The sequence below is a fragment of the Streptacidiphilus rugosus AM-16 genome (assembly GCF_000744655.1).
In the GTDB taxonomy this organism is placed as follows: domain Bacteria; phylum Actinomycetota; class Actinomycetes; order Streptomycetales; family Streptomycetaceae; genus Streptacidiphilus; species Streptacidiphilus rugosus.
Window position 1 is genome coordinate 397,197 of record NZ_JQMJ01000003.1, and the last position, 25,318, is coordinate 422,514.

Here is a 25,318-nt window from a genome sequence, read left to right on the forward strand (position 1 = left end):
TTCGGGCCCGACCTGATGCCCGCGCGCGGGGCCGGTGGGTCGTACGATGCAGCAACGCACGCTGCACCGGAGCATCGCGCAGGGGACCGAGGGAAGGGGGCGGACGGCGCATGAGCCTGGTGCTGCGATTCGCCGCCGGTTCGCACAAGGGCATGATCCGCGAGGGCAACGAGGACTCCGGCTACGCCGGTCCGCGTCTGCTCGCCGTCGCGGACGGCATGGGCGGACAGGCCGCCGGCGAGGTCGCCTCCTCCGAGGTCCTCTCCAGCATCGTCGATCTCGACGAGGACGTTCCCGGCACCGACCCGATGGCGGCCCTGCACGACGCGGCCGAGCGGGCCAACGAGCGGCTGCGCGTCCTGGTCGAGGCGGACCCGAGCCTGGAGGGCATGGGCACCACGCTCACCGCGCTCCTCTGGACCGGGCAGCGCGCCGCGCTGATCCACATCGGCGACTCCCGCGCCTACCTGCTGCGCGACGGCGTGCTCACCCAGATCACCACCGACCACACCTGGGTGCAGCGGCTGGTCGACGAGGGCAGGATCACCGAGGAGGAGGCCTCCACCCACCCGCAGCGCTCGCTGATCATGCGCGCGCTGATGGGCACCGGCGAGGTCGAGTCCGACCTGTCGATCCGCGAGGTCCGGGCCGGCGACCGCTACCTGCTCTGTTCCGACGGCCTCTCCGGCGTGGTCAGCCACCAGACGCTGGAGGAGACGCTCGGCAGCTACTACTCGCCCGAGCAGACCATCGCCGAGCTGATCCAGCTCGCGCTGCGCGGCGGCGGCCCCGACAACATCACCTGCGTGGTCGCCGACGTCCTCGACGTCACCGACCAGGACACCATGGCGGCGCAGTTCACCGACGCCCCCGTCGTCGTCGGCGCGGTCGCCGACGGGCCGCCCACGCTGGCCCACCCCGTCGTCGCCAACACCCCCGCCTCCCGCGCCGCCTCGCTGGGGCGCCGCAAGCCGGACGCGTCGGCGGGCGAGGAGCAGCCCGAGGGCGGCTACCAGGAGTACCAGGAGTTCGAGGGCGGCTTCGACGACGACTACGAGCCGGAGGGCCGCCGCAGCCGGCGCCGCGCCAAGGAGCGCAAGCGCCGCGGCTGGCTGATGCCCACGACGCTGGGCGTCACGGTGCTGGCGCTGCTCGGCGGCGGCTCGTACTTCGGTTACCAGTGGACGCAGTCGCAGTACTTCATCGGCGCCAACGGCGACCACGTCGCCATCTACAAGGGCGTCTCGCAGAGCCTGGCCGGCCTCAAGCTCTCCGCGGTCTACCAGGACGAGCCCGGGGTGCCGCTGAAGTTCCTGCCGGTCTACCAGCAGACCGGCGTCAAGGACACGATGTCGGCGTCGAGCCTGAGCGACGCCCAGCGGCAGATGGACGTCCTGAAGCACCAGTCCGACGTCTGCCGCACGGTGGCGGCGCAGAAGGCGACGCCCGCGCCGTCGACGCCCGCCCCGAGCCCCAGCCCGTCGGCGAGCGGAAAGACCGTCCCGCACCCCAGCGGCTCGGCGAGCCCGAGCGCCACGGCGCACCCCTCGCCCACGGCCTCGTCCGGGCCCACGCTGAGCGCGGCGGACCAGAGCCTGGCCCAGCAGTGCGTGTCCTCCTGACCCGGCCGCCGGCCCGGTCCTGGCGGCCCCGACGGTGACGACCACGGGGAGCCTGACTGCCACGATCACCCCGCAAGGGGCGCCCAACCGTCGCAACACCGAGCTCTCCCTGCTCGTCTTCGCCGTGCTCGTGCCGGTCCTCGCCTACGCGGAGACCGGCATCGCCATGGACGGCCGGCTTCCCGCCGGCATGCTGGGCTACGGCCTGGGCATGGGCGCCTTCGCGCTGCTGGCACACCTCTCGGTGCGCCGCTGGGCCCCGCACGCGGACCCGCTGATGCTGCCGATCGCGGCCCTGCTCAACGGGCTCGGCCTGGTCTTCATCTGGCGGCTGGACAAGGCCGCCCAACTGCACCCGAACTACCCGGCGGCGGAGAACCAGCTGCTCTGGTCCGGACTCGGCATCGCGCTGTTCATCGCCGTGATGGCCCTGGTCGAGGACCACCGGCTGCTGCAGCGCTACACCTACCTCTCCGGCTTCGCCGCGCTGGTCCTGCTGGCGCTGCCCGCGTTCTTCCCGGCCCGCGCGAGCGACCACGGCGCGAAGATCTGGCTGCACCTGGGCGGCTTCTCGATCCAGCCCGGCGAGTTCGTGAAGATCCTGCTGCCGGTCTTCTTCTCCGGCTTCCTCATGGTCAAGCGGGACGCCCTGGCGCTGGCCAGCCGCCGCCTGCTCGGCCTCTACCTGCCGCGCGGCCGCGATCTGGGCCCGATCGTGGTGGTCTGGGCGCTGAGCCTGCTGATCCTGGTCTTCGAGACGGACCTCGGCACCTCGATCCTCTTCTTCGGGATCTTCGTGGTGATGCTCTACGTCGCCACCGAGCGCACCAGCTGGGTGGTGTTCGGACTGCTCATGGCGGGCCTCGGCTTCTGGGCCGTCGCCCTGACCGAGGGACACGTCCAGTCCCGGATCCACGAGTGGCTGCACCCGCTGCCGGCCTCCGGGGGCGGCGTCGGCCAGATCGCTCAGGCGCTGTTCTCCCTCGGCGCCGGCGGCACCGTCGGGACCGGGCTGGGGGAGGGCCACTCCTGGCTGATCGGCTTCGCGGCCAAGAGCGACTTCATCCTCGGCACCATCGGCGAGGAGCTGGGCCTGGCCGGGCTGATGGCGGTGCTGCTGCTCTACGCGCTGCTGGCCGAACGCGGGCTGCGCACGGCGCTGGCTGCGCGCGACCCCTTCGGCAAGCTGCTGGCGGTCGGGCTTGCCGCCGCCTTCACGTTGCAGGTGTTCATCGTCGCCGGCGGAGTGACCGGTACGATCCCGTTGACCGGTATGACCCTGCCGTTCATCGCCCAGGGCGGCTCGTCCGTGATCACCAACTGGGCGCTGGTCGCCATCCTGCTGAAGATCAGCGATGTCGCCCGCAGGCCGCCGCCGGGGACGGCGGTGCAACCGAACGAGGGTCCGTAGCCGTCGTTGTATCGTGCCAGGAGTCCGACCAGGTCCTGGTTGTCCCGCCTGTCCGCCGACCGGAGTGAGCGCCACGTGAACAAGCCGATCCGCAGGGTCTCCGTGTTCTGCCTGCTCCTGGTGCTGGCGCTGATGATCCGCGCCAACTGGGTGCAGGGCGTCGACGCGACCGCGCTGGACGCGAACGTGCACAACCAGCGCACCGTCATCGAGGCCTACAGCTACCCGCGCGGCGACATCATCGTCGGCGGCCAGCCGGTCACCAAGGACCTCCTGGTCAACGGCAACAGGTACAAGTACCGCCGGGCCTACGTGAACGGCCCGATGTACGCACCGGTGACCGGCTTCTCCTCGCAGGCCTACGGCAGCAACCTGCTGGAGAACGTCGAGAACCCGATCCTGGCCGGCACCGACTCGCGGCTCTTCTTCCGCAACACCCTGGACCTGCTCACGGGCAAGCAGAAGCAGGGCGGCAACGTCGTCACCACCATCAACCCGAAGGTCCAGCTGGCGGGCTGGAACGGGCTCCAGGGCAAGAAGGGCGCGGCCGTCGCACTCGACCCGAGCACCGGCCAGATCCTGGGCCTGGTCAGCTTCCCCTCCTACGACCCGACCAGCATCGCCGGCATCACCGACGTGCAGAAGACCTGGGTCGCGCTCAACGACGACAAGAGCCAGCCGATGCTGAACCGGGCGCTGCGGCAGACCTACCCGCCCGGCTCGACCTTCAAGCTGATCACCGCGGCGGCGGCGCTGGAGACCGGACGCGTCACCGACATCGACGCGGGCACCGTCACCCCCGACCCGTACCCGCTGCCGAACACCAAGACCAACCTGAACAACGAGGCGGGCGACACCGGCTGCCTGAACGCCTCGATCAACGAGGCGCTGCGGATCTCCTGCAACACCGTCTTCGGCAAGCTGGGCGCGGAGATCGGCACGGACCGGATGGTCCAGGAGGCGCAGAAGTTCGGCTTCAACAGCTCCAGCCTGACCATCCCGGTCGGCGTCACCGCCAGCAACTACGACACCAAGATGGACCTGGCGCAGACCGCGCTCTCCTCCATCGGCCAGTTCGACACCCGGGCCACCCCGCTGCAGATGGCCATGGTCGCCGGCGCGATCGCCAACGACGGCTCGCTGATGAAGCCGTACCTGGTCGCCCAGGAGCGCTCCGCCAACAACACGGTGATCTCGCAGACCTCCCCGCAGCAGCTGTCCCAGGCCACCACGCCCGACGTGGCGGCCAAGCTGCAGACGATGATGGTCAACGTCGTCCAGAACGGAACCGGAACCACCGCGCAGATCCCCGGCGTCCAGGTGGGTGGCAAGACCGGCACCGCCCAGCACGGTGTGAACAACAGCGACAACCCGTACGCGTGGTTCGTCTCCTGGGCCAAGGCCCCGAACGGCAAGCAGATCGCCGTCGCGGTCGTGGTCGAGTCCAGCAACACGCTGCGCAACGACATCTCCGGCATGATGCTGGCGGCCCCGATCGCGAAGGCGATGATGCAGGCGTACATCGGTCAGTGACCTGCTGCGGACCCGGCGTGACCGATCCCACGTTCGGCGCGTTCGTCCAGCGCAGACGTATTCCAGTCTTGTATCAGGTACGTCGGCGAATCCGCTTTGACTCCCGGGCCCGGTAGCGTATCCGCCAGCAGCGGTCTGTCCGCCTGCGCCACCGACAGCCGGGCAGAGCGAAGAGGGAGAGGGCTCGAACCATGGAAGAACCGCGTCGCCTCGGCGGCCGGTACGAGCTGGGCGGCGTCCTCGGGCGCGGCGGCATGGCCGAGGTCTACATCGGCCACGACACCCGGCTCGGGCGCGCCGTCGCCGTCAAGACGCTGCGGGCCGACATGGCCCGTGACCCGTCTTTCCAGGCCCGGTTCCGGCGCGAGGCCCAGTCGGCCGCGTCGCTGAACCACCCCTCGATCGTGGCGGTCTACGACACGGGCGAGGACTACATCGACGGCATCTCCATCCCGTACATCGTGATGGAGTACGTCGACGGCTCCACCCTGCGTGACCTGCTGCACAGCGGTCGCAGGCTGCTGCCGGAGCGCGCGATGGAGATGACCATCGGCATCCTCCAGGCGCTGGAGTACTCGCACCGCAACGGCATCGTCCACCGCGACATCAAGCCCGCGAACGTCATGCTGACGCGCACGGGCCAGGTCAAGGTGATGGACTTCGGCATCGCGCGCGCCATGGGCGACGCGGGCATGACGATGACGCAGACGGCCGCGGTGATCGGCACCGCCCAGTACCTCTCCCCCGAGCAGGCCAAGGGCGAGCAGGTCGACGCCCGCACCGACCTGTACTCGACCGGCTGCCTGATCTTCGAGCTGCTGACGCTGCGCCCGCCCTTCGTCGGCGACTCGCCGGTCGCGGTGGCGTACCAGCACGTGCGGGAGGAGGCGCAGCCGCCGTCCGCCTACGACCCCGAGGTGCGCCCCGAGTACGACGCGATCGTCATGAAGGCGCTCGCGAAGGACCGCGACTACCGCTACCAGTCCGCCGACGAGATGCGGGCCGACATCGAGCGCGCCCTCGACGGCCTCCCGGTCGCGGCGGCCGCCGCGCCGACGGTCGCCTTCGGCATGGGCGGCTACGGCCAGCAGGCCCCGCAGCAGGACCAGTACGGCCGCACCATGGCCATGCCCCAGCAGGGCGGCGCCGCGGCCCAGCCCGGCGCCACCAGCATCCTGCCGGGCGTCGGCCAGGGCTACGACGCCGGCGGCGACGGCTACGACCCGTCCGGCGGCGGCTACGACGACGGCTACGGCGGTCGCGCCAGCCGCAGGGCCGGGAACGGCGGCGGCGGCCGGAACAAGAACACCTCGGTGATCGTGCTGATCGTCGCGGCGGTCCTGGTGCTGCTCGGCTCGTTCTTCGTGGCGAAGTCCATGTTCGGCGGCACCGCGGACCACGCGCAGAGCGTGCCCTCCTTCAAGGGCCAGGCCTACGCGGACGTGAAGACCCAGGTCACGAACATGGGCAACAACATCCAGCTGGTCAAGGGCCCGCCGGAGCAGTGCGACGCGAACGTGGCCCAGAAGGACCAGGTCTGCGAGCAGTCCCCCGCGGCCGGCACCACGATCCAGCCGGGCGGCACCATCACGGTCCGCCTCAGCAGCGGTCCGCTGACGGACGGCGTGCCGAACATCGCGGGCATGTCGGTCCAGGACGCGACGAACGCGCTGCAGGCCAAGGGCTTCCAGCTCGGTCAGACGACGCAGCAGGCGTCCGACACCGTACAGAGCGGCCAGATCATCAGCTACTCCCCGAGCGGCTCGCAGCCCAAGGGCACCTCGATCAACATCGTGGTCTCCACCGGCCAGGCCCTGGCCAACGTCCCTTCGGGTCTCGAAGGACAGAGCCCGGACGCGGCCTGCCAGCAAATCACGGCGGCCAAGCTGAACTGCAGCCGGCAGAACTCGACGAACTACGACGCCCAGTACCCGGCGGGGACGGTCTCGGCGGTACTGGTCAACAACCAGCCCGCCGACGGACAGCAGGTCAAGGCGGGCACCGTGGTGGTCATCATGATCAACCCGGCCGACCCGAACGCCGGCGGCAACAACAACGGCGGTCAGACCGGGAACCCTACGGGAACCGGCACCCCAGGCATCATCGGGGGCCGGGTAACGGAAACGGCAACGGGAACCCGGGCGGCGGCTGATCACGTCCGCCCGACAGCCTGACGAATCGCACCGAGGACGCCGTCCTCGGTGCGATTCGCTTGTCCGGAGGGGATCATGGACGCCATGGCCACCAGGATGAACGAGACCGAATGGCGCGCCTTCCTCAGCGCCGGCACCCGCACAGGCAAGCTCGCCACCGTCCGCAAGGACGGGCGCCCGCACATCGCGCCGTTCTGGTTCGTGCTGGACGGCGACGACCTGGTCTTCAACACCGGCAAGGAGACCGTCAAGGGCCGCAACCTCGCCCGGGACGGGCGGGTCGCGATCTGCGTCGACGACGACCGTCCGCCGTTCTCCTACGTCATCGTCGAGGGCACCGCCACGATCAGCGAGGACCTGCCGGAGGTTCGCCACTGGGCGGCCAGGATCGGCGGCCGGTACATGGGCGAGGACCGGGCGGAGGCCTTCGGGGAGCGGAACGGCGTACCGGGGGAGCTGCTGGTGCGGGTCCGCATCGAGAAGGTCCTCGCCGAGGGCCGCGTCGCCGACTGACCGGCCACTTGTCGGCGGCGCTGCGGGTTCAGCAGACTGGCGCGGTGAACGTCAGCACCGCGGCGGACTTCATCCGCGCCCGCACCCGGCTCGTCGCCAACCCGTTCGTGCCCGAGGTCCTGCTCCACTGCGCCGACCAGGTCTTCGACCTCTGGTCGGAGACGGAGCGCAGTACCGGCACGACCGACGCCCCGCCGCCGTTCTGGGCCCAAGCCTGGGCGGGAGGGCTGGCCCTGGCCCGCTACGTTCTGGACCACCCGGAGACCGTCGCCGGGCTCCGCGTCCTCGACCTGGCCTCGGGCTCAGGGCTGGTCGCCGTCGCGGCGGCGAAGGCGGGCGCGCGGAGCGTCGCGGTCAGCGAGATCGACCCGCTCGCGCTGGACGCCCTCGCCCTCAACGCGGAGGCCAACGCCGTCAGCCTGGGCCCGAGCCTCGGCGACGTCCTGGACGCCCAACCCCCTTCCGTGGACGTCGTCCTGGTGGGTGACGCGTTCTACGAGCGCACCATGGCCGCCCGCGTCCTCGCCTTCCTCCACCGCGCCCGCTCGGCGGGCGCCACGGCCCTGGTCGGCGACCCGGGCCGAACCTACCTCCCCCGCACGGAGTTCGACGCCCTCGCCTCCTACGCCGTGCCCGTGCAGCGGGAGTTGGAGGACGCTGAGGTCAAGCAGACCGCGGTGTGGCGCCTGGCCGACGTCGGCGGGTGACAGCGGGCGTCAGCCGGTCAGCGCGGCGGGCTGCTTGCCCTCGCTCTTGGGGAGGTCCTCGACCAGGGTGCCCCAGACGGCCATGCGGTAGGTCGAGGTGAACTCGGGGGTGCAGGTCGTCAGGGTGATGTAGCGGCCGGGCTTGGTGAATCCGCTCTGCGGGGGGACCGGCGCGATGACGCTGACGTTGTTCGGGGAGGTCTGCGCGAGCGATCCGGTGACCTGGTAGGTGTACCAGTCGTAGGCCGTCTCCACGACGATCTTGTCGCCGGGCACCAGACGGGGGATGTAGCGGAACGGTTCACCGTGGGTGTTGCGGTGGCCGGCCAGTGCGAAGTTGCCCGAGGCGGCCCACGGGAAGGCCGTCTCCTGGGCGCCGGTGTAGTGGCCGACCAGGCCGTTGTCGAGGACGGACTCCTTGTCCACGCCCTCGGCGATCGGGGTCTTCACGTCCAGCTTGGGGATGTAGATGATCGCGAACTTCGTGCCGACGGGCTCGGACGCCGGATACGGCGGGTGCGCGGTCGATCGGGCGTTGCCGCCCCACTGCTGCTCCAGCGTCGCGGCCTGCCCGTGGGCGTAGTCGTCGGCACGGACGTTGGTCCACCACAGCTGGTAGGCGACGAAGAGGATCATCACCACGCCGAGCGTGATCAGCAGTTCGCCGAAGGCCCGCACCGCCAGGATGCCGGGGCCGTCCTGACTGCGCCGTGCGGCTCTGCGCCGGGCCGCCCGCCCGCCCGCACGCCCGCCCGTGCGGGACGACGGCGCGGGAGTCGGCGGGGGGTCCGGGGGGACGGCCCGCAGCTGGAGGGTCCGGTCGTCCTGCCAGTGGTCGTCCTGCGCCTCGGGTTCCGGGCGCAGCGCGGTCACGCGACCGCCGCCCGGCCGATCACCGGAGCCAGCCCGACGGAGCGGGCGACCGCCTCCGGGTCTCCGCAGCGGACGAGCCAGTTGGCCAGCATCCGGTGGCCGCCCTCGGTGAGCACCGACTCCGGGTGGAACTGGACGCCCTCGACCGGCAGCTCACGGTGGCGCAGGCCCATGATGACGCCGCTCTCCGTCCACGCCGTCACATGCAGCTCGTCGGGCACCGTATCCCGCTCGACGGCCAGCGAGTGGTAGCGCGTCGCCGTCAGCGGCGAGTGCAGGCCGGCGAAGACGCCGCCGTCCTCGTGGCTGACGGGCGAGGTCTTGCCGTGCAGCAGCTCGGGCGCCCGGCCGACCACCGCGCCGTAGGCGACGGCGATGGACTGCAGGCCCAGGCAGACGCCGAAGACCGGCAGGCCGACCGACGCGCAGTGGTGCACCATCTCCACGCAGACCCCGGCTTCCTCCGGCGTGCCGGGACCGGGGGAGAGCAGCACCCCGTCGTAGGCCTCGCGCGTCACCGAGGCGACGTCCACCTCGTCGTTGCGCAGCACCTCGCACTCCGCGCCCAGCTGGTACAGGTACTGGACCAGGTTGAAGACGAAGCTGTCGTAGTTGTCGACGACGAGGATGCGCGCGGTCATCAGGCTGGAACTCCTGGGTTCAGGTTCGCGACCGGGAGGCGGTGCGCGCCGTTGAGCGTGGACGGGGACGGCCCGGGGGAGGGCGAGGTGGAGGAGGAGCCGGCGCCCCCGCCCGTGCCGTTGACCGTCACGTCGCCGAAGGGGAGCAGCGGCTCCACCGCGGGGAAGACGAACTGGAACAGCACGAAGACCACGGCCAGGAAGAGCAGCAGGCACTGCAGGGCGCGCACCGGCACGCTGCCGGGCAGCTTGCGCCACAGAAAGCCGTACATCGAGCGAGCCTCCTCCGCTCCTCCTGTTCGCACCAGATTAACGGGCGCGTCCGTGCCTTCGGACCGCATCGCGTCAAGCCCCGGACAAGCCCGTCGGGGTGCCCGCCGAGACGGGCGAAGTCGAAACGAGACGGCCCCATTCGATCAACCGATGACTGTGTCCCCACGCCGGGTCACAGGTCGTCAGCGTCAGGTAGGAGCCCGGCGACCTGTAGCCGGACTCCGGCGGCACCGGGTCCAGCACCCCGATGTCGGTCGGCAGTGTGCGCAGGGGTGTGCGGTCCAGGACATAGACGTACCAGAAGTGGCCGTCGTCGATGTAGATCCGGTCCCCCGGACGCAGCAGCGGGAAGTCGTTGAAGGGGTTGCCCCACGTCCGGCGGTGGCCGGCGAGCGCGAAGTTGCCGGGCTGGCCCGGCTCCGCGGTACCGGTGTAGTGGCCGATGCCCTTCTGCAGGTCGGTCTCGCCGGTGCCCTCCACGATCGGCTTCTTCCAGCCCCGGCCCAGGCGCGGGATGTAGAGGACCGCGAAGGCCTCACCCGGCGGGTACGCCACCAGCGAGGGGGCGGCGGAGGGCGCGGCCGACGGCGCGGCGGCCGGCGCGGACGGGGTCGGCTGCTGCGGCTGGTCCCACTGCTGCTGGAGCCGGTCCATCTCTCCCGCCATCGCGTTGTCGGCGGAGATGTTCGTCCAGAACAGCAGATAGCAGGTGAGGAGCACGATCAGCGCGCCCGCGGTGATGCACAGCTCGACGAGCGTGCGGCCGATCAGCCGTCCCACCCCGGGCCTCCCCCACCAGCGGGTCACGGTCTGCCGTGACCACCGCGCTACTGCGCCTTGGCGTACTGGAGGTCCACTGTGCCGGAGTAACCGGGAAGAGTCATCGCCTTCGACTGATCCAGTTTCCATCCCAGCCCGTAGGCCGCCACGTACTGCAGGTAGTTCTGGATGTAGCTGTCGCCGTTGAGCGAGGCGACCAGCGCGCTCGGCGTCCCGACGGCCTTGACCACGTAGGGAGGGGAGTAGACCCGACCCTGGAGGATCAGCTGGTTGCCGACGCAGCGCACCGCGCTGGTGGAGATCAGCCGCTGGTCCTGCACCTGGATCCCGCGGGCGCCGCCGCGCCAGAGGGCGTTGACCACGGCCTGCAGGTCCTGCTGGTGGATGACCAGGTCGTCGGGCTGCGGCTGGGGCACGCCGGGGATCTTGGCGGTGGCGTTGGGCGGGGCGTCGTTGAGGGTGACGGTCACGCCGGCCCCGGAGAGCGGGTCCAGGCCGGCGGCCTTCTCCAGCACCGCGAGCCTGGCGGCGTCGGCGGGGTTGTTGGAGTGCTGCTGGGCGAGCTGGTCGACCTGGGCGCGCAGGGCGGCGACGTCCGCGTCGGCCGTGGCGTTCTGCTGGCTGCGCTGCTGTATCAGGTCGGAGAGCCGGAGCAGGGTGTCGTCGTTGCGCAGATCGGTGCCCTGGGCTGTGTGGGCGCTCGTGTAGAAGAGGAAGCCGGCCAGCCCGAAGATCAGGCATGTCAGGACGCGACCGACATATCGCCCCGGTCGACGGACCTCGGGCGTTCCCTCGTTCGGAGAAGTTTCCGCGACTGGCGGAACTTCTTCGGAATCTGCCACGTACCCTTATCTCCTTCCGACTCCGGGAACCACTACGCTAACGGACGCTGGCGTAGTGTGCGGTGCCCGGTATCTCGCTCGGGTGCCTCGCGAAGTTGCCGCACCTGCTGTTGGCCCACAGTCCCCGGGAGCCCTTCTCGTGCCGAAGTCACGCATCCGCAAGAAGTCGGACTACACCCCGCCGACCACGACGACCGCCACGCCTGTGAAGCTGAAGTCCGGCCGCGGTTTCGTCGCGCCGATCATGCTCGGGCTCTTTCTCGCGGGCCTGGTGTGGATCGTCGTCTACTACGTGACCAGCGCCCAGTGGCCGATCAGCGCCATCGGCAACTGGAACATCGTCATCGGCTTCGGGTTCATCGCCGCCGGGTTCGGTGTCTCCACACAGTGGAAGTGACTTGTCCACAGGCTTGTCCACACTGGGGAAAACCCCGACTATCTGTGGATAACTTGAACCGGACGATCGCCCGCCCGCTCCAGGGATCGGGCACAATGCGCAGGTGAACGCGCGTAGCGAAGCTCACATCGAAGAGGCCCGCACAGCTGTGCGGGCCTCTTCGTCGTACTTGTGGAAAACCTCACCCTGCGATCACGCCGTGCTCACGTGATCTGCACCGCCGCGTACAGGCTGACCCCGGCCACCAGAGCCGCCACCAGCACCACCCCGAGCCCCTGCACCGCGTTCCTGCGGTCGGCCGGCGCGTAGGCGTAGCCCGCGGCGATGAGCATGCCCGCGACCAGGCCGCCGATGTGCGCCTGCCAGGCGATGAAGCCGAGGGAGAAGGTCGCGACCAGGTTGACGACAAGCACCGCGATGATCGGCCCGAGCTGGTAGCCGCGATGGCGGTGGATGACGATCACCGCGCCCAGCAGTCCGAAGATCGCTCCGGAGGCGCCCAGCACCATCTTGGCCGGATCGGTCGCCATCACCAGCGCCGAGCCCGCCAGCCCGGAGACCAGGTAGAGGGCGAGGAAGCGCATCCGCCCGAGCACCTTCTCCAGGTACGGGCCCAGCACCCACAGCGACCACATGTTCATCGCGATGTGCAGGATGTTCTGGTGCAGGAAGACCGAGGTGATCATCCGGTACCACTGGTGCCCCAGCACCACCGCGTCGCCCTGCATGATCCAGCGGGCCACGAAGCCGTCGCCGCCGGTGAACGCCAGCAGCCACACCACCAGGTTGGCCGCGATCAGCGCCTTGGTGACCAGCGCGCCGTCGCGCACCACCTGGCCGCCGTACTCGGTGCGCGGCGCGGCGACCCGCGCCGAGGAGCGGCCCTCGTGGAAGCAGTCCAGGCAGTGGAAGCCGACCGCGGCCTCCACCCGGCACTCGGGGCAGACCGGCTTCTCGCAGCGCGAGCAGCGGACGCCCGTCTCGCGCCCCGGGTGCCGATAGCAGTCCGGCAGCATGTTCGCTGGATCCCCCTTCGATCGTGCAGATCCTCGGATGTCACGGACGGCGGATGCCGACAGGGCCCAGTCTCCCTCAGCGGAGGCGGGGCCCTGTACGTCGCGGTGATGAGAATCCGCGCAGCGGATCAGCGGCGGGTGATCTCCACCGACTCGATCACGACATCCTGCGCCGGGCGGTCGTTGCCTCCGGTGGCGACGCCGGCGATGGCGTCGACGACCTTCCTGGAGGCCTCGTCGGCGACCTCGCCGAAGATGGTGTGCTTGCGGTTCAGCCAGGTGGTCGGGGCCACCGTCACGAAGAACTGCGAGCCGTTGGTGCCCGGGCCGGCGTTCGCCATGGCGAGCAGGTACGGGCGGTCGAAGACCAGCTCGGGGTGGATCTCGTCGTTGAACTCGTAGCCCGGGCCGCCGACGCCGACGCCGAGCGGGTCACCGCCCTGGATCATGAAGCCGGGAATGACCCGGTGGAAGATCGTGCCGTCGTAGAGCCGGTCGTTCGTCTTCGCGCCCGTGCCCGGGTGGGTCCACTCGCGGGTGCCCTCCGCCAGCTCCACGAAGTTCGCCACGGTCTTGGGGGCGTGGAAGGGGAGGAGCTTCAGCTCGATGTCCCCGTGGTTGGTGTGGAGAGTGGCGAGCAGTTCCTGAGCCACGATGCGCCTTCCTTGAGTCCTTCGTGGGAGCGGACGCGCGCGTGGGCGCGCGACAGCCGACAGAAGGATCCTCCCACGCCCTGTGCATCGGCTCCCAAAGGAGCAGGATGCGAAGTGAAGGATCCGTTTTTCAGCGCGCCTGGGAGCGTTTCAGGCGGCATGATCTTTCATTGGGTGGATAGGTGACAAACAGGACGCCCGAGGAGGAGGTTTCCGGTGACCCGGATCGACACAGCTCGCGAGGCAGCCAGTCGCACCCGTGAGCAGCTCACGCCCTATGCCGTGAACGCGAAGGACGCCGCGACACAGTACGGCGAGGAGGCCTGGCAGAAGTGGGCTCCCGTCATCGGCTCGAAGGTGGAGCACGCACGCCTGGCGGCCCAGAGCCGGGTCCAGGGCCAGGTGGTCCCCCTGTGGGACCAGGCGCGCGGCAACGTCCCGCCCGCCGTCGACGAGGCCGTGGTCAAGGCGGCCCGGCAGGCGAAGGCGGCCGCACAGCAGGCCAAGGTGGCCGCGGCGGTCGCTGCCGAGCAGGCGCGCAGCGTCGCGCAGGAGAGGGTGCTGCCGGCCACCCAGCTGGCGGCCCACCAGGTCCACGACCGGTCGGCGGCCGCCCTGCCGGTGCTGCGCGGCCAGGTGTCGCTGGCCGAGATCGAGGCGCTGACGGCGGCTCATGCGCGCGCGGCGGCCCGCAAGGGGCGCTGGGCACGGCGCGGATTCACTCTGCTGGCCGTAGGCGCACTGGCCACCGGCGGCCTCGCGGCATGGCGGTGGTACCAGCGGCAGAGTAACCCCGACTGGCTGGTCGAGCCGCCGACCACGCCGATCCCGCTGCGGGAGACCCAGCCGGGCTCCGGCGGCTCCAGCGCCAGCGCGGCCGTGAACGGCTCACTTCCGCTCGACCCCGAGGTCGAGGCCAAGGAGGCGAAGGAAGCCGAGGCCAAGTCGAAGGAGAAGAAGCCGGAGAAGTGAGCGCGATGCGCCCCCGGCAGCACGAAGGGCCCCACCCGCGGACGGGTGGGGCCCTTCGTGTCGATCTGTGGAGCCTAGGGGAGTCGAACCCCTGACATCCGCCATGCAAAGACGGCGCTCTACCAACTGAGCTAAGGCCCCGCGAACTGCCGCGGACAAGCGTACCCGCTCGACACGGCAGCGCAGACCACCTTTACGCACCAAGATCGCTAAATGTCACACGTGAAGCATTTGGCGATCATGCTCGACGCGATCACGCTCGGCGTGACCGTGCTCCGAGCGATCCTGCTCGGTGCGCGTCGCTCGGCTCAGCGCGAGCCGGCCGGGATCGGGTCGGTGGCCTCGGTCCACAGGTCCTGCTCGGCGCGGTCGGCCTGGACCTGGCGGTAGACGAAGTACCCGCCCAGAACGGCCAGAACAACCAGCAGAAGCTTCTTCACCGCGAGACCTCGACTTCCTCGATGACGTCCTTGCCGCGATGCTACACCCCAGCGAGGAGGCCCAAGACCGGCTCAGGCCAACGTAAGAACGCCGTCGCCCCGCCGAGCCCCCGCCCGGCCGCGACCCGGCGGGGCCCTCCCCCGGAGGGGAAAATGCTGATGCCCCGGATGGAGAACCATCCGGGGCATCCACGCTGGTGGGCCTAACAGGACTTGAACCTGTGGCCTCTTCCTTATCAGGGAAGCGCTCTAACCGTCTGAGCTATAGGCCCGCGCTGCGTTGCGTTGAAAGATTAGCGCACCTGCAGCGGTCTGCCCAAATCCGTTCCCTGAGGTCAGCCGATCAGGGCCGGTCAGTCCTCTTCGGCGAGGGTCAGTTCGACGCCTCCGGTCATGCCGGCGGCGGTGTTGTAGATGAACGAACCCAGCGTGCACAGCGCCGTCAGCAGCACCACGTCGATCACCGCGATCAGCAGCGTGAACATGAAGACGTTGCCGAAGGACAGGTACGACTGGAGGTCGAAGCCGCTGGAGGCGTCCGCACCGGTGGTGGCCTGCTTGAGGGTGCCGCCCAGCGAGCTGAAGACGCCGGCCGCGTCCAGGACCATCCACAGCAGCGAGACGCCGACGATGGTCACCACGCCCAGCGCGATGGACAGCAGGAAGCTGACCTTCATCACCGTCCACGGGTCGGTCCGCACCACGCGCAGGCGCGCGCGGCGGGTCCGGCCGGACGGCGGGGCCGCAGGGCTGGGACGGCCCGCTGCGGGCCTGTTGGCGCCGCCGGGGGCGCGGTCGGCCGCCGCGCCGGGCACGGGGGTGCCCCGCGGCGGCGTGGGCTGGCCCTTGGCGTACGTCGTGGGCGTGGAGTAGCCGCCGCCCGAGGTGGCGGGCGCGGTCGCCGGGGCCGCCGGAGTGGCCGCCTCCGCCGCGGCGCGGGCCTGCGCCTGCTCGCCGTTGGGGCCGCCCTGGCGGCGACGGGGGGCCTGCGGGCCGCTGTCAGCCCCGACGGCCGGCATCACCGACGTCGAGCCCGCGTCACGCCCGGCACCGCCGGCACCGCCGTTCGCCGCACCGGCGGCGTTCTGCGCCCGCCCTGCGGCACCAGCCGATCCCGTGGGTCCACTCACCCTGGTCCTCCCGCATTCCCCTCCAGGGCCGGGGAGGCCCTGGTGTGTCGTCACGCCCTCACGCTGCACACGTGATGGTTCAAAGCGCAAGCAGTCAACCTGGACAGAATCCTGACACGGGCCTCGGTGCGATGCACCGGGGCCCGTGGCTCAGTCCTCGTCAGCGCTGGTCAGCACTCACTCGGCGTCGGTGTCGGAGGGCGGCGTGCCCTCCTCCGGCGCGACGGTCCCGATCGAGTCGACCGGCCCGTCCTCGCCTTCCTCCACCTCGTCCTCGGCCGCCGCCTCCGCGTTACGGGCGATGCCGACGACCGCGTCCTTCTTGCCCAGGTTGATCAGTTGGACGCCCATCGTGTCACGCCCGGTTTCACGTACCCCGGAGACCCGCGTACGGATCACCCCGCCGCCGAGGGTGATGGCCAGGATCTCGTCGGCCGCCTCGACGACCAGCGCGCCCACCAGCGAGCCGCGGTCCTCGACGATCTTCGCCGCCTTGATGCCCAGGCCACCACGGCCCTGGACGCGGTACTCGTCCACGCTGGTCCGCTTGGCGTAGCCGCCGTCGGTGGCCGTGAAGACGAACGTACCGGGACGGATCACGCTCAGGGACAGGAGCTCGTCGTCCTCACGGAAACTCATGCCCTTCACACCTGAGGTCGCCCGGCCCATCGGGCGCAGCGCGTCGTCGGTGGCGGTGAAGCGGATCGCCTGCGCCTTCTTCGAGATCAGCAGCAGGTCGTCCTCGGCGGAGACCAGCTCGGCGCCGATCAGCTCGTCGTCCGCGCCGGTGACCTCGTCCTGCCGCAGGTTGATCGCGATCAGGCCGCCGGAACGGGGAGAGTCGTAGTCCTTCAGCGCGGACTTCTTCACCAGACCCGAACGCGTCGCCAGCACCAGGTAGGGCGCCGCCTCGTACGTGCGCACCGCCATCACCTGGGCGATCTGCTCGTCCGGCTGGAAGGCCAGCAGGTTGGCCACGTGCTGGCCGCGGGCGTCACGCCCGGCGTCCGGCAGCTCGTAGCCCTTGGCCCGGTAGACCCGGCCCTTGTTGGTGAAGAAGAGGATCCAGTTGTGCGTGGTGGTCACGAAGAAGTGGTCGACGATGTCGTCCTGCTTCAGCTGCGCACCGCGCACGCCCTTGCCGCCGCGCTTCTGCGAGCGGTAGAGGTCCGAGCGGGTGCGCTTGACGTAGCCGCCGCGGGTGATCGTGACGACGATGTCCTCTTCGGCGATGAGGTCCTCGACGGACATGTCGCCCTCGTAGGGGATCAGCGTCGAACGCCGGTCGTCGCCGTACTTCTCGACGATCGCCGTCAGCTCCTCGGAGATGATCTGACGCTGCTTCGCCGGCGAGTCCAGGATCTCGTTGTACTCGCGGATCTTGGCCATCAGCTCGTCGTACTCGGCCGTGATCTTCTGGCGCTCCAGGGCGGCCAGACGGCGCAGCTGCATCTCCAGGATCGCGTTGGCCTGGATCTCGTCGATCGCCAGCAGCGTCATCAACGCCTGGCGGGCCACGTCGACCGTGTCCGAGCGGCGGATCGTCGCGATGACCTCGTCGATCGCGTCGAGCGCCTTGAGCAGGCCGCGCAGGATGTGCGCGCGCTCCTCGGCCTTGCGCAGCCGGAAGCGGGTGCGGCGGACGATGACGTCGATCTGGTGGTTGACCCAGTGCCGGATGAAGGCGTCGATCGAGAGCGTGCGCGGCACGCCGTCGACCAGGGCCAGCATGTTGGCGCCGAAGTTGGTCTGCAGGTCGGTGTGCTTGTAGAGGTTGTTCAGCACGACCTTGGCGACCGCGTCGCGCTTGAGCACGACCACCAGGCGGGTGCCGGTGCGGGCCGAGGACTCGTCGCGGACGTCGGCGATGCCGCCGATCCGCGCGTCCTTGACCAGGTCGGCGATCTTCAGCGCCAGGTTGTCCGGGTTGACCTGGAACGGCAGCTCGCTGATGACCAGGCACTGGCGGCCGTGGATCTCCTCGACCTCGACCACCGCGCGCATCGCGATCGAGCCGCGGCCGGTGCGGTAGGCGTCCTCGATGCCGCGGCGGCCCACGATCAGCGCGCCGGTCGGGAAGTCCGGGCCCTTGATCCGCTCGAGCAGGGCCTCCAGCAGCTCCTCGTTGGAGGCCTCGGGGTTCTCCAGGTACCAGAGCGCGCCGGAGGCGACCTCACGCAGGTTGTGCGGCGGGATGTTGGTCGCCATGCCGACCGCGATGCCGGTGGAGCCGTTGACCAGCAGGTTGGGGATGCGGGCCGGCAGGACCTGCGGCTCCTGCGAGCGGCCGTCGTAGTTCGGCGAGAAGTTGACGGTCTCCTCGTCGATGTCCCGCATCATCTCCATGGCGAGCGGCATCATGCGGCACTCGGTGTACCGCATGGCGGCGGCCGGGTCGTTGCCCGGGGAGCCGAAGTTGCCGTTGCCGTCCACGAGCGGCATCCGCAGCGACCACGGCTGCGCCAGGCGGACCAGCGCGTCGTAGATCGAGCTGTCGCCGTGCGGGTGGTAGTTGCCCATCACGTCGCCGACGACGCGGGCGCACTTGTAGTAGCCCTTCTCGGGGCGGTAGCCCCCGTCGTACATCGCGTAGAGCACGCGCCGGTGCACCGGCTTCAGGCCGTCGCGGACCTCGGGCAGCGCACGGGAGACGATCACGCTCATCGCGTAGTCGAGGTACGAGCGCTGCATCTCCGTCTCGAGCTCGACCGGCTCGATCCTGGTGTCCAGCTGACCGGGCAGCCCGGTCACGTCGGGGTTTTCCTCCGGCTGCGCGCCTTCGGGGCGGTTGTCGTCGACCACGGGTGGTCAGTTTCCTTTCGCTGGCGGTACTGCCGGACCTCTTAGACGTCGAGGAAACGGACGTCCTTGGCGTTGCGCTGGATGAAGGAGCGGCGGGCCTCGACGTCCTCGCCCATGAGGATCGAGAACAGGTCGTCGGCGCGGGCTGCGTCCTCCAGGGTGACCTGGGAGAGCAGGCGCACGTCGCGGTCCATGGTGGTGACCCGCAGCTCCTCGGCGTTCATCTCGCCCAGACCCTTGAAGCGCTGGATCGCGTCGTCCTTGGGCAGCTTGCGGCCGCCCTGGCGCCCGGCCTCCAGCGTGGCCTCCTTCTCGCGCTCGGTGTAGACGTACTCGACGTCGTCGCGACCCCACTTGATCTTGTACAGCGGCGGGCGGGCCAGGTAGACGTGGCCTCCCTCGATCAGCGGCCGCATGAAGCGGAAGAGCAGGGTGAGCAGCAGCGTGGAGATGTGCTGGCCGTCGACGTCGGCGTCCGCCATCAGGATGATCTTGTGATAGCGGAGCTTCTGCAGGTCGAAGTCGTCGTGCACGCCGGTGCCGAAGGCCGAGATCAGCGCCTGGACCTCGGTGTTCTGCAGCACCTTGTCGATGCGGGCCTTCTCGACGTTGAGGATCTTGCCTCGGATCGGCAGGATCGCCTGCACCCGCGGGTCACGGCCCTGCTTGGCCGAGCCGCCGGCGGAGTCACCCTCGACGATGAAGATCTCGCACTCGGTCGGGTCCTTGGACTGGCAGTCCGAGAGCTTGCCCGGCAGCGAGGCCGACTCCAGCAGCCCCTTGCGCCGCGTCAGGTCCCGCACCTTGCGGGCGGCGACGCGGGCCGTGGCGGCGGTGATCGCCTTGCGGATGATGTCCGCGGCCTCGTTCGGGTTGCGGTCCAGCCAGTCGTTGAAGTGCTCGTGCACGACTTTCTGCACGAAGGTCTTCGCCTCGGTGTTGCCGAGCTTCGTCTTGGTCTGGCCCTCGAACTGCGGCTCGCCCAGCTTGACGCTGATGATCGCGGTCAGACCCTCGCGGATGTCCTCGCCGGTGAGGTTGTCGTCCTTCTCGCGCAGCAGCTTCTTGTCCCGCGCGTAGCGGTTGACCAGGCCGGTCAGCGCCGCACGGAAGCCCTCCTCGTGCGTACCGCCCTCGTGGGTGTGGATGGTGTTCGCGAAGGAGTACACGCCCTCGTTGTACGAGGTGTTCCACTGCATGGCGATCTCGACGGAGATCTTCTTGTCCTTGTCCTCCGCCTCGAAGTCGATGACGGTGGGGTGGATCACCTCGCCCTTGCGGGAGTTGAGGTACTTCACGAAGTCGGAGATGCCGCCCTCGTAGTGGTACCGCACCGCGTTCGGCTTGCCGTCGTCGTCGGTGTGGTCCGGACGCTCGTCGGTCAGCGAGATCGCCAGGCCCTTGTTCAGGAAGGCCATCTCCTGGAAACGCCGCGAGAGCGTGTCGAAGGAGTAGTCGGTGGTCTCGAAGATCTCCGGGTCGGCCCAGAAGGTGACCGTGGTGCCCGTCTCCGAGGTCTCCTCGTGCTGGGCCAGCGGGGCCACGGGGACGCCGCTCTTGTACTCCTGCGTCCAGCGGTGGCCGTCGGTCCGCACCTCGACCGCCAGGCGGGTCGACAGCGCGTTCACCACGGAGACGCCGACGCCGTGCAGACCGCCGGAGACGGCGTACCCGCCACCGCCGAACTTGCCGCCCGCGTGCAGCACGGTGAGCACGACCTCGACGGCCGGCTTCCCGGTGGTCTTCTCCACGCCGACCGGGATGCCACGGCCGTTGTCGACCACGCGCACCGCGCCGTCGGGGAGGATCGTCACCTCGATCGAGTCGGCGTGCCCGGCCATGGCCTCGTCGACGGAGTTGTCCACGATCTCCTGCACCAGGTGGTGCAGACCCCGCTCGCCGGTCGAGCCGATGTACATGCCCGGACGCTTGCGGACGGCCTCGAGCCCCTCGAGCACCTGGATGGCACTGGCGTCGTACGACTTCTCGCCGTCGCCGCTCACGCCGTTCTCGTCGGGAGACTGGTTGGGGTTGCCGGACTCGGCCACGAAACGCCCTCTCTGGCACAACGCGGGCCGCTTCCCAACCCAGTGGGCAGGCTGGAGGCGGCCACGGCGTTCGACTCAATACCGCAAGCGGCAGTGTTTGAGTTCCAGTCTACCGGTACGACTGACATAGATGGGGCTTTGCCGCCCTCTGAACGGCCCGTGCCGGACGTCAACCACGCCCCGACATGTCCCCACACCCGGCCGGGGGGCCTACGCCGCTCTGGAGCCCGTTTCTCGGCTCCGCCGCCTACGGCGCGTCACACCCCCTCCTGTGTGCGTCAGCCCCAGGTGTCCCCGGGCCCCTTGCTGCCCGGCGCCCGCAGCCGCCCCCGGTACCGGGCCGGCCCCGCCGACGGGCCCTGGACCTTGATGAACCGGACCGTGCCGTCCCCCAGACCGGTGTTCAGTGTCTTGAGCAACTGCGGTGCCATCAGGCGGAGTTGGGTGGCCCAGGCAGTGGAGGAACAGCGCACGGTGAGCACCCGCTCGTCCTCGTCGAAGGTCTCCGGCTCGCAGTGCGCGGCGATGTCCTTCCCCACGATCTCCGGCCACCGACCCATCACCCCGCCGACGGCCGCAGGCGCCTCCCACCCCCGCTCGGCCAGCAGGCGGCTGATCGCCGACCCCAACGGCTGCGGATCCCGCCCGTCCGCCCGCGCGCCCGACCTCAGCCCGGTCCGGCGGGCCTGCTTCTTCTGACTGGCGGCCTCACCGCGGGCACGGGCCTGCTCCTTGGCCGCACGAAGCGCGACGCGGGCGAGGTCCACACCGCTGAGCTCGGGAGTCTCCTCCGCCATGTCGCGTCTCGCCTTCCCCGGGGGGCACCTCCCGGCCGAAGGCTGGGGGACTGTGGACAAAGAAACAAGAGTACGCGGCAGCCCCCTCAGGGGCGCGAGGAACTGTGCGACGAGCCACCCACGCAGGTCGAGCCCGGAACGCGCAGGGCCATCCGCTCGTCAGTGGTTGCTCGCGCAGTTCCTCGTGCCCCTGGACAGTGCAACTACAGCTTGGTGACTTCGCCGTTCAGGACGGAGAAGCGGGTGCCGCTCAGCGCATCAGGGACGTCCTCAGGGACCGCCGCCGTGACCAGGACCTGCTCGCCGGTGACCACCCGCTCGGCAAGCCGCTCGCGCCGCCGCGCGTCCAGCTCCGCGAAGACGTCGTCCAGGATCAGCACCGGCTCGCCGCCGTCCTCCCGCAACAGGTCGTAGGAGGCCAGCCGCAGCGCCAGCGCGTACGACCAGCACTCGCCGTGCGAGGCGTACCCCTTCGCCGGCAGCTCGCCCAGCCGGAGGCCGAGCTCGTCCCGGTGCGGGCCCACCAGCGTCAGCCCCCGCTCCAGCTCCTGCTTCCGCGCGGCCCCCAACGCCGCCAGCATGGCCGCGTGCAGCGCCTCACGGCCGCCGCCCAGCGGAACGCCCTCGCCCATCGACGAGCGGTACTCCAGCAGCGTCGGCCCGCCGCCGGGCGCCAGCTCCTCGTACGCCCGCGCCACCAGCGGCTGCAGGGCCGCCACCAGATCCAGCCGCTGCGCCAGCAGCTCCGCGCCGGCCCGCGCCAGGTGGTCGTCCCACACGTCCAGCGTCGACAGCTCCACCCGGCCGGACGAGCGCCGCGCCATCGCCGCCGTCTTGAGCAGCGCGTTCCGCTGCTTCAGCACCCGCTCGTAGTCCTGCCGCACCCCGGCCAGCCGCGGCGCCCGCAGCGTCAGCAGCTCGTCAAGGAAGCGGCGGCGCTCGCCGGGATCGCCCTTGACCAGGGCCAGGTCCTCCGGGGCGAACAACACCGTGCGCAGCAGGCCCAGCACGTCGCGCGGCCGGACGTTGTCGCTGCGGTTGATCCGGGCGCGGTTGGCCCGGCCGGGGTTCAGCTCCAGCTCGATCAGCGTCTGCCGCTCGTCGCGGACCACCATGCCGCGCACGATCGCCCGCTGCGCGCCCGCGCGCACCAGCGGGGCGTCGCCCGCGACGCGGTGGCTGCCGAGGGTCGCCAGATAGCCGACCGCCTCGACCAGGTTCGTCTTGCCCTGGCCGTTGGGACCGGTGAACGCGGTGACGCCCGGGTCGAGCGGAACCTCGACCCGGGCGTAACAGCGGAAGTCGGCCAGCGAGAGATGCGCGACGTGCACAGCTTCCTTCGCAGGTTGTGGATAACTCTGTTGGAACAGTAACGACTTGAGCTGCGTGGGCTACTTGCTCTCGACCGCGTGGCCGCCGAACTCGTTGCGGAGCGCGGCGATCATCTTCATCTGCGGGGAGTCGTCCTGACGCGAGGCGAACCGCGCGAAGAGCGAGGCGGTGATCGCGGGCAGCGGCACCGCGTGGTCGATCGCGGCCTCCACCGTCCAGCGGCCCTCGCCCGAGTCCGCGGCGTAGCCCTTCAGCTTGCCCAGGTGCTCGTCCTTGTCGAGGGCGTCCACGGCCAGGTCCAGCAGCCAGGAGCGGATGACCGTGCCCTCCTTCCAGGAGCGGAAGATCTCGCGGACGTCGGTGACGCTGTCCACGGCCTCCAGCAGCTCCCAGCCCTCGGCGTAGGCCTGCATCATGGCGTACTCGATGCCGTTGTGGACCATCTTCGCGAAGTGGCCGGCGCCGACCTTGCCCGCGTGGACCGAGCCGAAGTCGCCCTCGGGCTTGAGCGCGTCGAAGATCGGCTTGACCTTCGCGACGTCCTCGACGGAGCCGCCGTACATCAGGGCGTAGCCGTTCTGCAGGCCCCAGACGCCGCCGGAGACGCCGCAGTCGACGAAGCCGATGCCCTTCTGCGCGAGGTCGGCCGCGTGCTTCTCGTCGTCGGTCCAACGCGAGTTGCCGCCGTCGACGACGATGTCGCCCGGCTCCAGCAGCTCGGCCAGCTCGTCCACGGTGGACTGGGTCGGACCGCCGGCGGGGACCATGACCCACACCACGCGCGGCGCGGCCAGCGAGCCGACCAGCTCCTTCAGGCTCGTGACGTCGGACAGGGCGGGGTCGCGGTCGTAGCCGACAACGGTGTGGCCCGCGCGGCGGATGCGCTCGCGCATGTTGCCGCCCATCTTGCCGAGACCGATGAGTCCGAGCTGCATGACTAGTCCTTTGTTCCGTGGTGACTGTCCGCGGCCCCGTTGCCGCCAAAGATTGAGCCTAGCTCCGAGAGCCGTTCGCACCACCTCAGGGGCGCGAGGAACTGCGCGACAAGCCACCCGAGTGGCCAGTCCCCGAACAGGCAGTCCTCGCGCCTCCGACGGTGCTGTCAGCCCGAGAGGCGGACCGGCATGATCAGGTACTTGTACGCCTCGTCCGCCTCGGACTCCTGCGAGGCCTTGCCGCTGAGCAGCGCGGGCTTCGTCGCCGTGGTGAAGCTGAGCTGCGCCACCGGGGAGTCGATGGCCGAGAGGCCGTCCAGCAGGTAGGCCGGGTTGAAGGCGATCGAGATGTCGTCGCCCTCCAGGTCGGCGTCCAGCCGCTCGGACGCCTGCGCGTCGTCGCCGGAGCCGGCCTCCAGGGTCAGCACGCCCTGCTCGAAGCTGAGCCGCACCGGGGTGTTCCGCTCGGCGACCAGGGAGACGCGCTTGACGGCGTCCACAAAGCTCTGGGTGCCCACTGTGCCGACCGCGGAGAACTCCGTCGGGAAGAGCGCCCGGAACTTCGGGAACTCGCCCTCCAGGAGGCGCGTGGTCGTCCGGCGCCCGGCGCCCTCGAAGCCGATCAGGCCCTCGCCCTTGCCGCTGCCGGCGAGCGCGATGGAGACGTTGTCGCCCGCGCTCAGCGACTTCGCCGTGTCCAGGAGGGTCTTCGCGGGCACCAGGGCCACGGCCGACAGGCCGGGCTGCTCCGGCTTCCACAGCAGGTCGCGGACGGCGAAGCGGTAGCGGTCGGTGGCGGCCAGGGTAACCCGGTCGTCCTCGATCTCGACCCGGACGCCGGTGAGCACCGGGAGCGTGTCGTCGCGACCGGCGGCGACGGCGACCTGGGCGACCGCGGCGGCGAAGGCGTCGCCGGGGATCGTGCCCGAGACCGTCGGCATCACCGGCAGCGCGGGGTACTCGTCCACAGGAAGCGTGGGGAGTGTGAATCGCGAGCTGCCGCAGACGACGAGCACCCGCACGCCGTCGGTGGAGATCTCCACAGGCCTGTTGGGAAGCGAGCGCGAGATGTCGGCCAGCAGGCGACCGGAGACCAGGACGGTGCCCGCCTCCTCCACGTCCGCCTCCGCCTCGACCCGCGCGGAGACCTCGTAGTCGAATCCGGACAGGCTCAGCTTGCCGGTGTCGTCCTGGCTCTCGGCCGTCAGCAGCAGCCCGGCGAGGACCGGCACCGGGGGCCTGGCAGGGAGACTGCGCGCGGCCCAGGCCACGGCCTCCGCGAGGACGTCACGCTCGACCCGGAACTTCACCGGTAACCGCCTCCTGATGTGGGTAGGACGCTTCTGCGCCCTGGTTGCCGAGGAACAGTCTGACGCATACCACGGACACCTGAGGCAGATGGGCCGAAGTGGGATCGAACGCGTGTCGGGTCAGGCGTTCTCCACAGA

23 protein-coding genes and 2 tRNA genes are annotated in these 25,318 nt (G+C 70.2%); 8 read left to right on the top strand and 17 right to left on the bottom strand.

Translation table 11 applies throughout. From position 1 onward, the window contains the following. The first annotated feature begins 110 nt into the window (after positions 1-110). The 6 genes from BS83_RS05240 to BS83_RS05265 all read left to right on the top strand — a co-directional run bounded on the left by BS83_RS05240 (position 111) and on the right by BS83_RS05265 (position 7,939). Entirely contained in the window at positions 111-1,622 is a 1,512-nt protein-coding gene (locus BS83_RS05240) for a PP2C family protein-serine/threonine phosphatase (RefSeq protein ID WP_037601456.1), read from the top strand. 34 nt (positions 1,623-1,656) lie between these two features. Next, positions 1,657-3,033 carry an FtsW/RodA/SpoVE family cell cycle protein gene (locus BS83_RS05245; protein ID WP_037601458.1) on the top strand — a complete coding sequence of 459 codons (1,377 nt, stop codon included), beginning with the start codon at positions 1,657-1,659 and terminating at the stop codon, positions 3,031-3,033. Between the two features lie 75 nt (positions 3,034-3,108). Beyond that, positions 3,109-4,566 (top strand): peptidoglycan D,D-transpeptidase FtsI family protein, encoded by a 1,458-nt coding sequence (locus tag BS83_RS05250; RefSeq protein WP_037601460.1) that lies wholly within the window; start codon positions 3,109-3,111, stop codon positions 4,564-4,566. A 191-nt stretch (positions 4,567-4,757) separates the two neighbouring features. Further along, on the top strand, positions 4,758-6,740 hold the full coding sequence (gene pknB / locus BS83_RS05255) for a Stk1 family PASTA domain-containing Ser/Thr kinase (protein ID WP_063774096.1): 1,983 nt from the start codon (positions 4,758-4,760) through the stop codon (positions 6,738-6,740). A 63-nt stretch (positions 6,741-6,803) separates the two neighbouring features. Next, positions 6,804-7,232, top strand: a complete 429-nt coding sequence (locus tag BS83_RS05260; protein WP_037602680.1) for a PPOX class F420-dependent oxidoreductase — start codon at positions 6,804-6,806, stop codon at positions 7,230-7,232. A gap of 44 nt (positions 7,233-7,276) precedes the next feature. Further along, a complete protein-coding gene (locus BS83_RS05265) occupies positions 7,277-7,939 on the top strand; it encodes a class I SAM-dependent methyltransferase (protein ID WP_037602682.1) in 663 nt (220 codons plus the stop codon). Between the two features lie 9 nt (positions 7,940-7,948). Here BS83_RS05265 and BS83_RS05270 read toward each other — a convergent pair whose 3' ends face one another. The 5 genes from BS83_RS05270 to BS83_RS05290 all read right to left on the bottom strand — a co-directional run bounded on the left by BS83_RS05270 (position 7,949) and on the right by BS83_RS05290 (position 11,252). Beyond that, positions 7,949-8,812 carry a class E sortase gene (locus BS83_RS05270; RefSeq protein ID WP_063774097.1) on the bottom strand — a complete coding sequence of 288 codons (864 nt, stop codon included), beginning with the start codon at positions 8,810-8,812 and terminating at the stop codon, positions 7,949-7,951. Then, the gene (locus tag BS83_RS05275; RefSeq protein WP_037601461.1) at positions 8,809-9,453 is read right to left on the bottom strand and encodes an aminodeoxychorismate/anthranilate synthase component II; all 645 of its coding nucleotides are present in this window, start codon (positions 9,451-9,453) and stop codon (positions 8,809-8,811) included. The genes BS83_RS05270 and BS83_RS05275 overlap by 4 nt, the downstream gene beginning before the upstream one ends. Continuing rightward, entirely contained in the window at positions 9,453-9,725 is a 273-nt protein-coding gene (locus BS83_RS41440; RefSeq protein ID WP_051942661.1) for a hypothetical protein, read from the bottom strand. The genes BS83_RS05275 and BS83_RS41440 overlap by 1 nt, the downstream gene beginning before the upstream one ends. Before the next feature lie 73 nt (positions 9,726-9,798). Next, positions 9,799-10,506, bottom strand: a complete 708-nt coding sequence (locus BS83_RS05285; protein WP_037601462.1) for a class E sortase — start codon at positions 10,504-10,506, stop codon at positions 9,799-9,801. A 47-nt stretch (positions 10,507-10,553) separates the two neighbouring features. Further along, the gene (locus tag BS83_RS05290; RefSeq protein ID WP_037602689.1) at positions 10,554-11,252 is read right to left on the bottom strand and encodes a DUF881 domain-containing protein; all 699 of its coding nucleotides are present in this window, start codon (positions 11,250-11,252) and stop codon (positions 10,554-10,556) included. 235 nt (positions 11,253-11,487) lie between these two features. Here BS83_RS05290 and crgA point away from each other — a divergent pair, with 235 nt between their 5' ends. Beyond that, a complete protein-coding gene (crgA, locus tag BS83_RS05295; protein WP_037601465.1) occupies positions 11,488-11,745 on the top strand; it encodes a cell division protein CrgA in 258 nt (85 codons plus the stop codon). Positions 11,746-11,948: 203 nt separating this feature from the next. On the opposite strand, the gene BS83_RS05300 is transcribed toward crgA, so the two are convergent. Together BS83_RS05300 and BS83_RS05305 are read right to left on the bottom strand one after the other, a co-directional pair. Then, positions 11,949-12,761 carry a rhomboid family intramembrane serine protease gene (locus BS83_RS05300; protein ID WP_037601468.1) on the bottom strand — a complete coding sequence of 271 codons (813 nt, stop codon included), beginning with the start codon at positions 12,759-12,761 and terminating at the stop codon, positions 11,949-11,951. A 128-nt stretch (positions 12,762-12,889) separates the two neighbouring features. Next, positions 12,890-13,414 carry a peptidylprolyl isomerase gene (locus tag BS83_RS05305; RefSeq protein ID WP_037601471.1) on the bottom strand — a complete coding sequence of 175 codons (525 nt, stop codon included), beginning with the start codon at positions 13,412-13,414 and terminating at the stop codon, positions 12,890-12,892. A gap of 216 nt (positions 13,415-13,630) precedes the next feature. On the opposite strand from BS83_RS05305, the gene BS83_RS05310 reads away from it, so the two are divergent. Then, positions 13,631-14,386: a DUF5324 family protein gene (locus tag BS83_RS05310; RefSeq protein WP_037601474.1), complete on the top strand. Its 756-nt coding sequence runs from the start codon at positions 13,631-13,633 to the stop codon at positions 14,384-14,386. A 68-nt stretch (positions 14,387-14,454) separates the two neighbouring features. Here the strand turns inward: BS83_RS05310 and BS83_RS05315 are convergent. The 10 genes from BS83_RS05315 to dnaN form a co-directional block, all read right to left on the bottom strand. After that, positions 14,455-14,527: transfer RNA gene (locus BS83_RS05315), tRNA-Ala, on the bottom strand. A gap of 167 nt (positions 14,528-14,694) precedes the next feature. Then, positions 14,695-14,826, bottom strand: coding sequence for a DLW-39 family protein (locus BS83_RS47240; RefSeq protein WP_232248059.1), 132 nt, complete (start codon positions 14,824-14,826; stop codon positions 14,695-14,697). 195 nt (positions 14,827-15,021) lie between these two features. Then, a tRNA-Ile gene (locus BS83_RS05320) sits at positions 15,022-15,098 on the bottom strand. Positions 15,099-15,179: 81 nt separating this feature from the next. Continuing rightward, positions 15,180-15,956, bottom strand: coding sequence for a DUF3566 domain-containing protein (locus BS83_RS05325; protein WP_037601476.1), 777 nt, complete (start codon positions 15,954-15,956; stop codon positions 15,180-15,182). A 177-nt stretch (positions 15,957-16,133) separates the two neighbouring features. Then, complete coding sequence (gyrA, locus tag BS83_RS05330) at positions 16,134-18,758, bottom strand: DNA gyrase subunit A (protein ID WP_037601478.1); 2,625 nt, start codon at positions 18,756-18,758, stop codon at positions 16,134-16,136. A 41-nt stretch (positions 18,759-18,799) separates the two neighbouring features. Then, positions 18,800-20,806, bottom strand: a complete 2,007-nt coding sequence (gyrB, locus tag BS83_RS05335; protein ID WP_037601480.1) for a DNA topoisomerase (ATP-hydrolyzing) subunit B — start codon at positions 20,804-20,806, stop codon at positions 18,800-18,802. 278 nt (positions 20,807-21,084) lie between these two features. Further along, entirely contained in the window at positions 21,085-21,603 is a 519-nt protein-coding gene (locus tag BS83_RS05340) for a DUF721 domain-containing protein (protein WP_037601482.1), read from the bottom strand. A gap of 203 nt (positions 21,604-21,806) precedes the next feature. Continuing rightward, the gene (recF, locus tag BS83_RS05345; RefSeq protein WP_037601485.1) at positions 21,807-22,934 is read right to left on the bottom strand and encodes a DNA replication/repair protein RecF; all 1,128 of its coding nucleotides are present in this window, start codon (positions 22,932-22,934) and stop codon (positions 21,807-21,809) included. A 60-nt stretch (positions 22,935-22,994) separates the two neighbouring features. Beyond that, entirely contained in the window at positions 22,995-23,870 is an 876-nt protein-coding gene (gene gnd, locus BS83_RS05350; RefSeq protein WP_037601487.1) for a phosphogluconate dehydrogenase (NAD(+)-dependent, decarboxylating), read from the bottom strand. A 167-nt stretch (positions 23,871-24,037) separates the two neighbouring features. Beyond that, positions 24,038-25,180 (bottom strand): DNA polymerase III subunit beta, encoded by a 1,143-nt coding sequence (gene dnaN, locus BS83_RS05355; protein WP_037601490.1) that lies wholly within the window; start codon positions 25,178-25,180, stop codon positions 24,038-24,040. Between the last annotated feature and the right edge of the window lie 138 nt (positions 25,181-25,318).